This is a genomic window from Paenibacillus sp. J31R120 (assembly GCF_056269225.1).
This window is the reverse complement of sequence record NZ_JBWDNN010000009.1, coordinates 111,063-124,195: the sequence shown is the minus strand read 5'-3', so window position 1 is coordinate 124,195 and position 13,133 is coordinate 111,063. Positions and strand designations below refer to the sequence as shown.

At 53.6% G+C, this 13,133-nt stretch carries 14 protein-coding genes; all 14 read left to right on the top strand.

Going from position 1 to position 13,133, the window contains the following annotated elements:
• The first annotated feature begins 1 nt into the window (after window position 1).
• Complete coding sequence (gene atpA, locus AC0YNW_RS24790) at window positions 2–1,507, top strand: F0F1 ATP synthase subunit alpha (protein ID WP_387478665.1); 1,506 nt, start codon at window positions 2–4, stop codon at window positions 1,505–1,507.
• Between the two features lie 94 nt (window positions 1,508–1,601).
• On the top strand, window positions 1,602–2,462 hold the full coding sequence (gene atpG / locus AC0YNW_RS24785; protein ID WP_475834192.1) for an ATP synthase F1 subunit gamma: 861 nt from the start codon (window positions 1,602–1,604) through the stop codon (window positions 2,460–2,462).
• 32 nt (window positions 2,463–2,494) lie between these two features.
• Window positions 2,495–3,898, top strand: coding sequence for a F0F1 ATP synthase subunit beta (atpD, locus tag AC0YNW_RS24780; RefSeq protein ID WP_475834191.1), 1,404 nt, complete (start codon window positions 2,495–2,497; stop codon window positions 3,896–3,898).
• Between the two features lie 24 nt (window positions 3,899–3,922).
• Window positions 3,923–4,324: a F0F1 ATP synthase subunit epsilon gene (locus AC0YNW_RS24775; RefSeq protein ID WP_120114295.1), complete on the top strand. Its 402-nt coding sequence runs from the start codon at window positions 3,923–3,925 to the stop codon at window positions 4,322–4,324.
• A 282-nt stretch (window positions 4,325–4,606) separates the two neighbouring features.
• Entirely contained in the window at window positions 4,607–4,972 is a 366-nt protein-coding gene (locus AC0YNW_RS24770) for an NADH-quinone oxidoreductase subunit A (protein WP_387478677.1), read from the top strand.
• On the top strand, window positions 4,963–5,481 hold the full coding sequence (locus AC0YNW_RS24765) for a NuoB/complex I 20 kDa subunit family protein (protein WP_120114298.1): 519 nt from the start codon (window positions 4,963–4,965) through the stop codon (window positions 5,479–5,481). The genes AC0YNW_RS24770 and AC0YNW_RS24765 overlap by 10 nt, the downstream gene beginning before the upstream one ends.
• Window positions 5,478–6,227, top strand: coding sequence for an NADH-quinone oxidoreductase subunit C (locus AC0YNW_RS24760; RefSeq protein WP_475834190.1), 750 nt, complete (start codon window positions 5,478–5,480; stop codon window positions 6,225–6,227). The genes AC0YNW_RS24765 and AC0YNW_RS24760 overlap by 4 nt, the downstream gene beginning before the upstream one ends.
• A 7-nt stretch (window positions 6,228–6,234) precedes the next feature.
• On the top strand, window positions 6,235–7,335 hold the full coding sequence (locus AC0YNW_RS24755; protein WP_475834189.1) for an NADH-quinone oxidoreductase subunit D: 1,101 nt from the start codon (window positions 6,235–6,237) through the stop codon (window positions 7,333–7,335).
• Window positions 7,335–8,348 carry an NADH-quinone oxidoreductase subunit NuoH gene (gene nuoH / locus AC0YNW_RS24750; RefSeq protein WP_475834188.1) on the top strand — a complete coding sequence of 338 codons (1,014 nt, stop codon included), beginning with the start codon at window positions 7,335–7,337 and terminating at the stop codon, window positions 8,346–8,348. Before AC0YNW_RS24755 ends, nuoH begins: the two co-directional genes overlap by 1 nt.
• Window positions 8,349–8,370: 22 nt before the next feature.
• Entirely contained in the window at window positions 8,371–8,820 is a 450-nt protein-coding gene (nuoI, locus tag AC0YNW_RS24745; RefSeq protein WP_387478690.1) for an NADH-quinone oxidoreductase subunit NuoI, read from the top strand.
• Window positions 8,821–9,336, top strand: coding sequence for an NADH-quinone oxidoreductase subunit J (locus AC0YNW_RS24740; RefSeq protein WP_475834187.1), 516 nt, complete (start codon window positions 8,821–8,823; stop codon window positions 9,334–9,336).
• Complete coding sequence (gene nuoK, locus AC0YNW_RS24735; protein WP_119802143.1) at window positions 9,337–9,639, top strand: NADH-quinone oxidoreductase subunit NuoK; 303 nt, start codon at window positions 9,337–9,339, stop codon at window positions 9,637–9,639.
• A 5-nt stretch (window positions 9,640–9,644) separates the two neighbouring features.
• The gene (gene nuoL / locus AC0YNW_RS24730) at window positions 9,645–11,516 is read left to right on the top strand and encodes an NADH-quinone oxidoreductase subunit L (RefSeq protein ID WP_475834186.1); all 1,872 of its coding nucleotides are present in this window, start codon (window positions 9,645–9,647) and stop codon (window positions 11,514–11,516) included.
• Window positions 11,513–13,132: a complex I subunit 4 family protein gene (locus tag AC0YNW_RS24725; protein WP_475834185.1), complete on the top strand. Its 1,620-nt coding sequence runs from the start codon at window positions 11,513–11,515 to the stop codon at window positions 13,130–13,132. The genes nuoL and AC0YNW_RS24725 overlap by 4 nt, the downstream gene beginning before the upstream one ends.
• Window position 13,133: the final 1 nt, after the last annotated feature.

Here is a 13,133-nt window from a genome sequence, read left to right as displayed (position 1 = left end):
ATTGAGTATCAGACCTGATGAAATCAGCACGCTGATTAAACAACAGATCGAACAATATAAATCCGAAATTCAAGTCGTGGATGTCGGCACGGTCATCAATGTCGGTGACGGTATCGCACGCGTACACGGCCTTGAGAATGCGATGCAAGGCGAGTTGCTCGAGTTCGCGAACGGTGTTGTAGGTATGGCGCTCAACCTTGAGGAAAGCAACGTGGGTGTTGTTATCCTGGGTCCTTACACGGACATTCGCGAAGGCGACCAAGTTAAGCGTACAGGCCGCATCATGGAAGTTCCGGTAGGCGACGAGCTTCTGGGCCGCGTTGTTAACCCGCTTGGACAGCCGGTAGACGGCAAAGGTCCGGTTAACACAACGCAAACTCGCGCGATCGAATCCCCGGCTCCGGGCGTTATCGATCGTAAATCCGTTCATGAACCGATGCAAACAGGTATCAAAGCGATCGACGCCATGGTACCAATCGGCCGCGGTCAACGTGAGCTTGTCATCGGCGACCGTCAAACGGGTAAAACAACGATCGCGATCGATGCGATCATCAACCAAAAGGGTAATGGCGTAAAATGTATCTACGTTGCCATTGGCCAAAAACAATCTACAGTTGCCAACGTTGTGGAAACGCTTCGCCGTCACGGCGCATTGGAATACACCATCGTTGTAACTGCAGGCGCATCCGATCCGGCTCCGCTTCTGTATCTTGCACCGTACGCAGGCGTATCGATGGCTGAGTACTTCATGTACAAAGGTGAGCATGCCTTGATCGTATATGATGACTTGACCAAACAAGCTGCGGCATACCGCGAGCTTTCCTTGCTTCTTCGCCGTCCGCCGGGTCGTGAGGCTTATCCGGGCGACGTATTCTACCTGCACTCCCGTTTGCTGGAGCGCGCTGCGAAACTGAGCGACAAGCTCGGCGGCGGCTCGATCACAGCTTTGCCGTTCATTGAGACGCAAGCGTCCGACGTATCGGCTTATATCCCGACGAACGTTATTTCCATTACTGACGGTCAAATCTTCCTGGAGTCCGACTTGTTCTACTCCGGCCAACGCCCAGCGGTTAACGTTGGTATCTCCGTATCCCGCGTAGGCGGTTCCGCGCAGATCAAGGCGATGAAGAAGGTTGCCGGTACGCTCCGTCTTGACCTTGCGGCATACCGCGAGCTTCAAGCGTTCTCGCAGTTCGGTTCCGACCTCGACAAGTCAACGCTCGCTCGTCTTAACCGCGGCGCGCGTACGATGGAGATCCTGAAACAAGGCGTTAACCAACCAATGCCGGTAGAGAAGCAAGTTCTCTCTCTATATACAGCGGTTAAGGGACACCTTGATGAAGTTGCGCTCGAGAACATCTCCCGTTTCGAGAGAGAGTTCCTGGCATTCATGGACTCCAACCATCCGGAGATCGGCGCTTCTATCCGCGATACAAAAGACCTCGTTGCAGATAACGAGAAAGCTCTTGTAGACGCGATCAACCAATTTAAGAAAAGCTTCGCTTAGACATATTTCCCTACGCCCGTCCAATCATGTCCGGGCGTAGGTCCTTACCACGCCCCGAAGGCATTCGAGGGCATACGAAGGCGGGTGAAACCAAATGGCAAAAGGCATGCGTGATATAAAACGCGAGATCAAGAGCAAACAAAGCATGAAGCAAATCACGAAAGCGATGGAGATGGTTGCCGCATCCAAGCTCAGAAGAGCACAGGGAGCTGCTACCGCTGCCCGTCCTTACGCGGATAAGCTGAAAGAAGTTGTCGCTAGCATCGCCGCAGGCACAAAGGATGTGAAGCATCCGATGCTGGAGACTCGTCCGATCAAAAAGACGGGATATCTGGTCATCACATCCGACCGGGGTCTGGCAGGCGGCTACAATGCGAACATCTTGCGCAAAGTAACGCAAACCATTCAAGAGAAGCATAAGTCTACCGACGAGTATGTATTGTTCGTGATCGGCCGTAAAGGCCGTGATTACTTCCGTCGTCGGAGTATGCCTATCGTAGAAGAAGTAGTCGGTTTGTCCGATGCTCCAACCTTTGCAGACATTAAGACGGTTGCTACAGCAGCTGTGCAGAAGTTCGCAGATGGCGCTTATGACGAACTGTATTTATACTACAACCAATTCGTAAATGCGATTACTCAAATCCCGACGGAATCCCGTTTGCTGCCTCTGGACGAGATCAGCGAGGGTACGACGGTTTCCGCCTATGAATACGAGCCATCGCCGGAAGGCGTACTGGAAGTGCTGCTGCCGAAATATGCGGAGACGCTTATTTACAGCGCGGTACTGGACGGCAAAGCATCCGAATTTGGTGCTCGTATGACAGCAATGGGCAGCGCAACGAAGAACGCGACGAAGATGATCAACCAGCTGACGCTGACGTACAACCGTGCCCGTCAGGCTGCGATCACTCAGGAAATTTCCGAGATCGTTGCGGGAGCTAACGCACAATCGTAAGTTCATATAAGAAGGAAGCAGGAGGGAAAGCAATGAAAAAAGGACGCGTTGTATCCGTCATGGGTCCGGTCGTCGACCTTGAGTTCGAACGCGGCAACCTGCCGGAAATTTTGAACGCTGTCAAAATCGAGCATAAGGCTAGCCAAGGCGGAGTTGATATTAACCTGACGCTGGAAGTAGCTGTTCACCTCGGTGACAACATGGTTCGTGCCGTTGCGATGAGCACGACAGACGGTCTTGTTCGCGGCATGGAAGTTGTAGACACTGGCGCACCTATCACAATTCCGGTTGGCGCTCCGACGCTGGGCCGCGTATTTAACGTACTAGGCGAGCCTATCGACGAAGCTGGCGACGTAACGTCGGAAGTGAATCTTCCGATTCACCGTCAAGCACCTGCATTCGACGAATTGTCCACGCAAGCGGAAATTCTTGAAACGGGCATCAAAGTTATCGACTTGCTTGCACCATACGCTAAAGGCGGCAAGATCGGCTTGTTCGGCGGTGCCGGCGTAGGTAAGACGGTAACGATCCAAGAGCTTATCAACAACATCGCGCAAGAGCATGGCGGTATCTCCGTATTCGCTGGTGTAGGCGAGCGTACCCGTGAAGGTAACGACTTGTACCACGAGATGAAAGATTCCGGCGTTCTTCCAAAAACAGCGATGGTATTCGGTCAAATGAACGAACCGCCAGGCGCGCGTCAACGCGTAGCTTTGACGGGTCTGACTATGGCTGAGTATTTCCGTGATGAAGAAGGCAAAGACGTACTTCTGTTCGTCGACAACATCTTCCGCTTCACGCAAGCGGGCTCCGAGGTTTCGGCCCTTCTGGGACGTATGCCATCGGCGGTAGGTTACCAGCCAACGCTGGCAACGGAGATGGGTCAGCTTCAAGAGCGTATCACATCCACGAAAAAAGGCTCTGTAACGTCCATTCAGGCGATCTACGTTCCTGCGGATGACTATACGGATCCGGCTCCTGCTACAACGTTCGCTCACTTGGACGCAACGACTAACCTGGAGCGTAAAATTTCCGAGATGGGTATCTTCCCAGCGGTTGATCCGCTAGCTTCATCTTCCCGTATCCTTAATCCTGAGGTTCTGGGTGAAGAGCATTACAATGTTGCTCAAGGCGTCAAGAAGATTCTTGCGCGTTACAAAGAGCTTCAAGATATTATCGCAATCCTGGGTATGGACGAGCTGAGCGAGGAAGATAAAGTAACAGTTGGCCGTGCACGCAGAATCCAATTGTTCTTGTCCCAGCCGTTCCACGTTGCCGAGCCGTTCACTGGAACGCCAGGCAAATACGTACAGGTTAAAGAATCCGTTCGCAGCTTCAAAGAAATTCTCGAGGGCAAATATGACCACCTGCCGGAAGAAGCTTTCCGTTACGTAGGTGTCATTGAAGAAGCCGTGGAGAAAGCCAAAACGCTTTAATAGCGAAAGGCGGGAGGAATCCACATGAGTACCTTTCTGGTAGAAATCGTAACGCCTGAGCGTAAGGTGTATCAGGAAACAGCGAACATGGTAAGCGTAACGGGCGTAGAAGGCGAGTTGGGCATTCTGCCTAACCACATTCCGCTTGTGACACCGCTGCGTATCGCTCCTGTTACGATCAAGCGTGATGGCAAAGTCGATATTGTCGCTGTAAACGGCGGTTTTATCGAAGTCCGTAAGGACAAAATCGTAATTCTTGCAGAGAGCGCTGAGCTCGCTCAAGACATCAATATTGAACGTGCGGAAGCTGCGAAGCAGCGTGCGCAACAGCGTCTGGCTGCCAAGCAGGACGAGGTGGACTTCCGCCGTGCTGAGATGGCTATGCAGCGGGCAATGAACCGCTTGAACGTGAGACAAAAGATCTAATCGACCCTAAGAAGCTTTCCGTGCGTATGACGTGCGGGAGGCTTTTTTTTTAATTTGAACGAATCCAATACAAGAATCATTGCAAGGAAAAGTAGGAGAACAGTCCATTTTTATAATAGGGACGCATATAATGGAATAAGGTTCCTGAAGTAAGCAGGTGCGTTGATCGCAACTCCGTCATAGACGGTAGTCCCAGCATTTGTTATAATTGTGAGGAAAAATTGACCATGGAAAGACAGCGTAGAGACATCCTGCATACCATCCTTTTACGGAGGCGATTGTGTGGATAACTATGTCAACCACTACGTCGTCGTCGCGATTTTTCTCGTACTGGGCATTCTGCTCCCGGTCGTGGCTTTGACAGTCGGCAGACTGCTGAGGCCGCATAAGCCGACCGATCCGAAACGAAGTACATACGAGAGCGGCAACGAGCCAGTAGGCGAAGGTCAGGTCAGATTCAACATCCGGTACTATATGTTTGCCCTTATGTTTGTCATTTTTGATGTGGAAACCGTTTTCTTATACCCGTGGGCCGTTGCGTATAATAAGCTCGGTCTTTTTGTGCTGATCGAAATGGTCATTTTTGCAGGAATGCTGCTCGTGGGACTTCTATACGCATGGAAGAAGAGGGTGCTGAAATGGAATTGAACCTGGAGTCGATTACACTCGAAGAGCGCAAGGAGCTGGAACGCAATGTATTCATGGGAACGCTGGAGCAGCTAAAGGGCTGGGCGAGAAGTAATTCCTTGTGGCCCCTCACATTCGGCCTTGCGTGCTGCGCCATAGAGATGATGGGTACGGGCGCTTCCCACTATGACCTGGACCGATTCGGCGTTATGTTCCGCACATCTCCGAGGCAGTCGGATGTCATGATTGTATCGGGTACAGTGACAAAGAAGATGGGACCTCTGCTGCGCCGCTTATACGATCAAATGCCGGAGCCGAAGTGGGTTATCGCAATGGGGTCATGCGCTACCGCCGGCGGTCCTTACGTGAAGTCCTACGCGGTCATTAAGGGTGTGGATCAAATCGTACCGGTAGACGTGTACATTCCTGGCTGCCCGCCTAATCCGGCGGCGCTCATCTACGGCATCAACAAGCTCCAGGAGAAGATCCGCTATGAGGCGAAGACCGGGAAGCAGGTGACGAGCCGTTGAGCGAGGAGGAGAAAAAGAACCCCGAAGCGCTACAAGAGCCGATAGAGCAGCAAGAAGCTGCGAATGCTTCTGAACCGACTGGCGAAGATGTGGCAACAAGTAAGCCGGCAGAGGCTGAGCCCAAGCCAGCCCCTGTTGATGCGGAGCGCGAAGCGAAGCTGAAGGCCGCTGCCGAAGCGCGAGCGGCAAGAGCGGCAGCCAAGGCGAAAGCAGAGGCAGAAGCTGCCGAAGCAGCCCAAATGGAGCAGGACACCCCCAAGGAGCCTTCCCCGAGGCAAAGCGATCTGGATCGGTATGTCCGACTGATCGAAGAGAAGATGGGGGTTGGCACAGTAGTAGAATCAGGGTTGAACGAATTGAACGCTGATATGCCGATGCTCGTCATTGCTACCGAACGATGGCGGGAGGCCAGTCTGCTGCTGCGGGATCACGAGGAGCTTAGGTTCAACTATCTCCGCAATGTGTCCGGTATCGATTATGAGTCGCATCTTGAGGTTGTCTATTTCCTGTTATCGCTCGACACGAGGCAGGATGTCGCAATTAAGCTGAGGACAGACCGGGAGGCGCCATCCGTACCTTCCGCGACGCCGACTTGGTCGACGGCCGATTGGAACGAACGTGAGATCTATGATCTGCTAGGCATTGAATTTGCCGGCCATCCCAATCTGAGGCGTATTATGATGCCTGATGATTGGGTCGGCCATCCTTTGCGCAAAGATTATGAACCGCTTGATTCGGAGGTGTAGGCAACCGGTGATTCGAACGGAGGAACTGCTGCTCAACGTCGGACCCCAGCATCCGAGCACGCATGGCGTGTTCCGGATCGTAGTCAAGCTTGATGGAGAAGTCATCACCGAGGCGACGCCTGTGATGGGCTACTTGCACAGAGGCACAGAGAAGCTCGCGGAAAGTCTTAATTTCACACAAATTATTCCGTATACCGATCGGATGGACTACGTGTCCGCCATGACGACTAATTATGTTCTGGTCCATGCTGTCGAGACGATGATGGGACTGGAAGTGCCGCTACGCGCAGAGTTTCTGCGATTAATCGTTATGGAGCTGCAACGGGTAGCCAGTCATCTCGTCTGGTGGGGAACTTATCTGCTGGATATTGGCGCGATGAGCCCGTTTCTGTACGCTTTCCGTGACCGGGAGACGATTATCAATCTATTCAACGAGCTGTGCGGCGCAAGGCTGACCTACAACTACATGCGGGTCGGCGGGGTCAAATGGGATGCGCCTTCCGGCTGGATGGATAAAGTCAGAGATTTCATTCCGTACATGGAGAAGAAGCTGGCGGAATATGACAAGCTGGTCTCCGGCAACGAAATCTTCCTGGCACGCATAAAAGGAATCGGCCAATATGATGCGGCTACCGCGATTGACCATGGCTTGTCCGGCGCCAACCTGAGATGTACAGGCGTAAGATGGGATTTGCGTAAGGATGAACCCTATAGCCTCTATCCCCGATTCGAATTCGACGTGCCGATCGGCCATAACGGCGATTGCTACGACCGGTATCGCGTACGTCTGGAGGAGATCAGGCAGAGCCTTCGTATCCTGAAGCAGGCGGTAGAGCAATTCCCGAGCGACGGCGAGACGATGGGCAAGGTGCCGCGCGTCATTCGGCCGCCTGCGGGAGAGACGTATGTGCGAATTGAATCGCCACGCGGAGAGATCGGCTGCCATATCGTCTCCAAGGGCAAGGCGGAGCCGTACCGTCTCAAATTCAGAAGGCCGTCGTTCGTCAATCTGCAAATCTTGCCCAAGCTGCTCGTGGGGGAGTCGATGACCAATTTGATCACGATATTAGGCGGAATCGATATCGTCGTTGGGGAGGTTGATTGCTGATGGGCGCATGGCTGAATGAGCCGCTGACATGGGGCAGCGCCTTAATCCTGTTCCTGTGGGCAGCGTTGTTTCTGCTTATTGTATTAGGTTTTGTGACGTACGCCATCTATTACGAAAGAAAGGTCATCGGCTGGATGCAGCTTCGCATCGGGCCTAACCGGGTCGGACCGTTTGGCTTGCTGCAGACGGTAGCCGACATCTTCAAGCTTCTGATCAAAGAAGACACCATACCTCGAAAGGCGGATCGGCTGCTATTCATTATCGCGCCCGCTCTCGCTTTCATTCCTTCATTCACCGTGCTTGCCGTTATTCCTTACACCGAGAAGCTTTATTTCGCCGATCTGAATGTCGGCTTGCTCTACTATGTGGCCTTATCCGGTATTACTACTCTAGCGATTGTGCTTGGAGGCTGGGCCTCCAATAACAAATATGCCTTGCTGGGCGGCATGCGCTCCTCGGCGCAGATGATCAGCTACGAGGTGCCGCTTGTCATATCCATTGTGGGCGTCATCCTATTAAGCGGCAGTCTGAACCTGCGTGATATCGTAGCCGCCCAAGACGGCGGCTGGTTCTGGAACTGGAATCTGTTCCCGCAGATCATCGGATTTATCGTCTTCTACATCGCGGCAGTATCGGAGCTGAACCGGACGCCTTTCGACTTGCCGGAGGCGGAGTCGGAGCTTGTGGCGGGTTACCATGTCGAATACAGCGGCTTCCGCTTCGCGTTCTTCATGCTCTCAGAGTACGTCTATGTGTACGCGATTGCGGCACTAACGACGGTCTTGTTCCTTGGCGGGTGGCACGCGCCTGCGCCCTTTCTGGATTTTGTGCCGGGTATAATATGGTTCCTGCTCAAGTTTGCTTTTGTTGTCTTCTCACTATTCTGGATACGGGCGACCTTCCCGCGCGTTCGTATCGATCAGCTCATGAGTCTTGGCTGGAAGGTGCTCCTTCCCGTGGCGCTGCTCAACGTATTCCTCACCGCGCTCTATCTGGAGCTGTTCGTGAAATAAGGGTCTGAAAGGGGAGAGAAGCATGAAAGGATTGCTGCAAGGTCTAGGCGTTACGATGAAGGCGCTAACGGCTCCGAAGGTGACGACATCCTATCCGGATGAACCGTTCCTGATGCCGGACCGCTTCCGGGGCATTCAGCACTTTATACCGGATCTGTGCATTGTGTGCAATCAATGCGCCCGCATATGCCCGACCGATTGCATTACGCTGACGGGCAAGCCAAATCCCGATCCCGAGAAGAAAGGCAAAGTGATCGATACCTTCGACATTAACTTCGAAATCTGTATCCTGTGCGATCTGTGCACCGAGGTATGTCCGACGGAAGCGATCGTCATGACCAATCACTTTGAGCTGGCCGCATACAGCCGAGATGACCTGTATAAGGATGCAGGGTGGCTGACGGACAACAATACATTGGTTCGTCAGGACAACAACAATATCGGTGCTCCGGCAAAAGGGGGCGCCAAATAATTGTTTAACGTCGACATTACGGGGGAATACGTTGCCTTCTTCCTATTCGCAGTCATCATTATCGGCGGAGCGGTGCTGATGATCAGCCTGGAGAAGGTGGTCCACATGGTCATCTCCATGGCAGCCGCTTTTCTGGGGCTTGCCGGCATGTATGTGCTCCTGGATGCGGAATTCGTCGCCTTTGTACAAGTGCTGATCTACGCAGGGGCGGTATCCATTCTGATGATCTTCGGCATTATGATGACGAAGCATAACGAAGAAGCGGCTGAGCCTGCGAAGCCGCTTCACGAGACGCTTGCCGCCGTCGGTGCGCTTTGTCTTTTTGGTCTTCTCTTCTATTCTATCCGTGCGTCGGACTTTCAAAGCGCCGGGGCCTTCGATTTTGGCGAAGACAACACGCTGGCGATTGGCGAGCAGCTGTTTACCGGCTATATCGTGCCGTTCGAGCTGCTGTCGATCTTGCTGACTGTCGCGTTCATAGGTGCAATTGCCTTGGCGAAAAAGGAGGCGGACTAGATGCTGCCATCCTATCTTACAATGGCCGCTATATTGTTTTGCATAGGCCTGTACGGCGCGCTTGCCAAGCGCAATGCCATTATCGTCCTGCTGTCGCTTGAGCTGATGCTGAACGGCGTCAATCTGAATTTGATCGCCTTCTCCAAATATGGCGTTATTCCCTCGCTGACGGGACAGCTCTTTTCTATCTTCACGATAACGGTAGCTGCGGCGGAGGCTGCGATAGCCGTTGCGATACTGATCGCGTTGTTCCGGGCGCGCGGCACAGTTATGATCGATGCATTCAATCGGATGAGGAGGTAGGGCGCATGGACTTTTTTGCGAAAATCGCATGGGTGATCCCGCTCCTTCCCCTCGCTGCCTTCCTTGTGCTGATGACGCTCGGGAGGGGGTTTCGGAGAGCGGGCGCATGGATCGGCTCGATCGGTGCGTTAGGCGCTTTCGTTCTATCCTTGCTTGTACTGGGGGAGAGGCTTAAGCCTCACGCTATCGATTACAGCTATAACTTTAGCTGGATCTCGATTGGCGAATATTCGCTTCGAATCGGGTTTGAGATTACTAATTTGACGGCGCTAATGCTGGTGGTGGTTACACTCGTCGGCTTGCTCGTTAATATCTACTCGTCGGGTTACATGGCCGTGGATGAACGGATCACGGTTTTCTACGGCTATGTGTCGCTCTTTACATTCTCCATGCTGGGCCTCGTATTGTCGGATAACCTGTTGTCCTTCTATCTGTTCTGGGAGCTTGTGGGCGTCTGCTCCTTCCTGCTCGTAGGATTCTGGTATGCGCGTCCAGCTGCTCGTGCAGCGGCTAAGAAGGCCTTTATCGTGACGAGAATCGGAGACGCCGGTCTATTAATTGCCATCCTGCTGTTATTCTGGCACATGCCGGGCCATGCGCTCGACTTTACAAGTATTCAAAGCATATTCGGGGGACATGGCGGCATCATGACGGAGGGCATTACGACTCTAATCGCATTGCTGATATTCCTTGGGGCAGTGGGCAAATCCGGACAATTCCCGCTTCATGTCTGGCTGCCTGATGCAATGGAGGGGCCTACGCCGATCAGTGCGTTAATTCACGCAGCGACGATGGTAGCGGCTGGAGTATTCCTCATTGCCCGCACGTTCAGCATATTCGAGACGTCGCCAGCGGCGATGGAGACGGTCGCGTACGTTGGCGCGTTTACCGCGATCTTCGCGGCTGCGATCGCACTTGCCCAGAACGATCTGAAGCGAATATTGGCCTATTCCACGATCAGTCAACTGGGCTACATGATGCTGGCGCTTGGTCTGGGCACGATGACGGGCGCGATCTTCCACCTGTTCACCCATGCCTTCTTCAAGGCGCTGCTGTTCCTCGCGGCAGGCAGTGTCATTCATGCTGTACATACGCAGGATATACGGGAGATGGGCGGCATCGGCTCGCGTATGCGGATCACCGCTTGGACGTTCGCGATTGGAGCGCTGGCTCTTGCCGGAATCCCGCCGCTCTCCGGATTTTGGTCAAAGGACGCTATTCTGACTGCGGCGCTGGAGCATAACCCGTTGCTATTCGCTGTAGGATTGCTGACGGCATTCTTCACGGCGCTATACATGACCAGATTGTTCGTCCTCGTATTCATGGGAAAGTCAGGCTCGAAAACCATGGGTGCCAAGGAGTCGCCGCTGGTGATGACGATTCCGCTTATCGCGCTGGCTATACTAGCGGTCATTGCCGGATTCGTCGAGCTGCCGTGGAACGGATGGTTAAGCGGATGGCTTAGTGACGAGGTGATCGAACCGCATGGCAGTATTGTAGTCATCCTATTATCCGTCGCTGCCGGTCTAATCGGAATTCTGGCGGGCTGGCTGCTCTATGGGAAGGTCATTGCGGGTAATCATCCGTTTGGAAGCCGAATGCCTGGACTGGTCAAGCTGGCGGAGCGGAAATTTTATATCGATGAGCTATATGAGACGGTGTTTGTGAAGTCGCTGCGTGGACTGAGTGCTTGTCTGGCTGCAATCGACACCTATGTCATCGGGGGTGCCGTGAAGCTGGCTGGATCGGCGGCGAGCGCGGCTGGCAAGCTCGGACTGCGGCTGCAGAACGGCCAGGTACAAACCTATGGCGTCGCTGCCGTGCTGGGCGTCGTGGCGATTGCGCTTGTCGTCATCGGAAGGAGGATGCTGTCATGAGCGGCTTGGAGCAAATTCCGATTCTCTCGATCATTTTGCTGTCTCCGCTGCTAGGCCTTGCCTTCATCCAGCTCTTGCCGAGGCATCGTGCAAGCTGGCTGAAGATTGCGGCGGTTGCGACTACCTTGCTTCCGCTTGTCTTGTCACTATGGCTCTACGCTGATTACGACAGACAACAAGGCGCCGCATCCTATAGCGAGACGTACAGCTGGGTGCAGGCACCGCTGAAGATGAATGTGGGCGGCGACTGGTTCTTCTCGTTCCAGTATGCGGTTGGTCTGGACGGCTTGTCGCTTCCGCTGCTGCTGCTGACGTCGGTCGTGACAGCGATGGCTGCGCTGGCGGCTGTTCATGTGAAGAAGCGGTGGAAGTCCTTCTTCAGCTGGTTTCTCTTGCTGGAATTCGGTATGATCGGCGCGTTTATTGCGCGTGACGTCTTTCTGTTTTTTATCTTCTTCGAAATTACGCTGGTCGCGATGTACTTCCTCATTGGCATCTGGGGCTACTACAACCGGGAGCGTGCAGCGAACCGCTTCCTGATCTACAACGGCATCGGCTCGGCTATCCTGTTCATTGCCTTTATCATGCTGGTCAATACGGCAGGCTTTCATATTATCGAGACAGCTTCATCGTTGCAGTATGTCTACAGCGGAAGTTATGGGGATATTTTGCGGAACTTATCCGATCCGAACGCTTATGTGAATCTGCCTGCCGAATCTGCGGGCAGCAATCCATTTGCGCTCAGTGAGACCAAGCAGTGGGCGATCTTCCTTCTGCTGCTGATCGCATTCGGCATCAAGCTCCCCGTGTTCCCTTTCCATTCGTGGATGCTCAAGGTACATCAGGAGGCTCCGCCTGCTGTCGTCATGATTCACTCTGGCATCCTGCTGAAGATAGGCGCTTACGGCCTGATTCGATTCGGGTTGTTCCTCTTTCCGGATCAGGCTAGGGAGTGGGCAAGTGTACTCGCCATTCTTGGCGTCATCAACTTGCTATACGGCGCGATACTGGCCTTCCGGCAGCAGGAATTCAAGCTGGTGCTCGCATATTCCTCCATCAGCCATATGGGAATTGTATTGATCGGTTTGGCCGCTTTCAATGAGATCGGCTTGCAAGGCGCCTTGTTCCAGCTCATCTCCCATGGACTGATCTCTGCACTGTTCTTCCTCATCGTCGGCAGCCTGTATGAACGGACGGGGACGACAGAGCTGTCTCAGCTAGGCGGACTTGCCCGTTCTATGCCGTTCATTAGCGGCGTTCTTCTTGCAGCAGGTCTGGCTTCTCTTGGATTGCCGGGACTTTCCGGATTTGTCGGTGAGTTTCTGTCCCTGCTGGGACTGTTCGAGTCCATGCGCTGGGTGACAGTCATTGCGGTGATCGGAATCATATTGACGGCCGTCTACGTGCTTCGAAGCGTTCTGAAGATAACGTTTGGTCCGCAGCGGGACGGCTTTGCCGCCATACGGGATGCCCGGTTCATCGAAGCGCTGCCGATGGTCGTTCTGCTCGCCTGTATCGTATTGCTAGGCTGCTATCCATCCGTCCTGATCGATACCGTGCAGGCAAGCGTAGGCGGCTATATGGATCTATTACTTGCAACAAGGGCAGGAGGGTAGT

What these genes read in the sequence shown, in the direction of transcription:
- atpG (WP_475834192.1), top strand. Translation starts at nt 1,602, where the DNA reads ATGGCAAAAGGCATGCGTGATATAAAACGCGAGATCAAGAGCAAACAA.
- atpD (WP_475834191.1), top strand. Translation starts at nt 2,495, where the DNA reads ATGAAAAAAGGACGCGTTGTATCCGTCATGGGTCCGGTCGTCGACCTT.
- AC0YNW_RS24775 (WP_120114295.1), top strand. Translation starts at nt 3,923, where the DNA reads ATGAGTACCTTTCTGGTAGAAATCGTAACGCCTGAGCGTAAGGTGTAT.
- AC0YNW_RS24765 (WP_120114298.1), top strand. Translation starts at nt 4,963, where the DNA reads ATGGAATTGAACCTGGAGTCGATTACACTCGAAGAGCGCAAGGAGCTG.
- nuoH (WP_475834188.1), top strand. Translation starts at nt 7,335, where the DNA reads ATGGGCGCATGGCTGAATGAGCCGCTGACATGGGGCAGCGCCTTAATC.
- nuoI (WP_387478690.1), top strand. Translation starts at nt 8,371, where the DNA reads ATGAAAGGATTGCTGCAAGGTCTAGGCGTTACGATGAAGGCGCTAACG.
- nuoK (WP_119802143.1), top strand. Translation starts at nt 9,337, where the DNA reads ATGCTGCCATCCTATCTTACAATGGCCGCTATATTGTTTTGCATAGGC.
- nuoL (WP_475834186.1), top strand. Translation starts at nt 9,645, where the DNA reads ATGGACTTTTTTGCGAAAATCGCATGGGTGATCCCGCTCCTTCCCCTC.
- AC0YNW_RS24725 (WP_475834185.1), top strand. Translation starts at nt 11,513, where the DNA reads ATGAGCGGCTTGGAGCAAATTCCGATTCTCTCGATCATTTTGCTGTCT.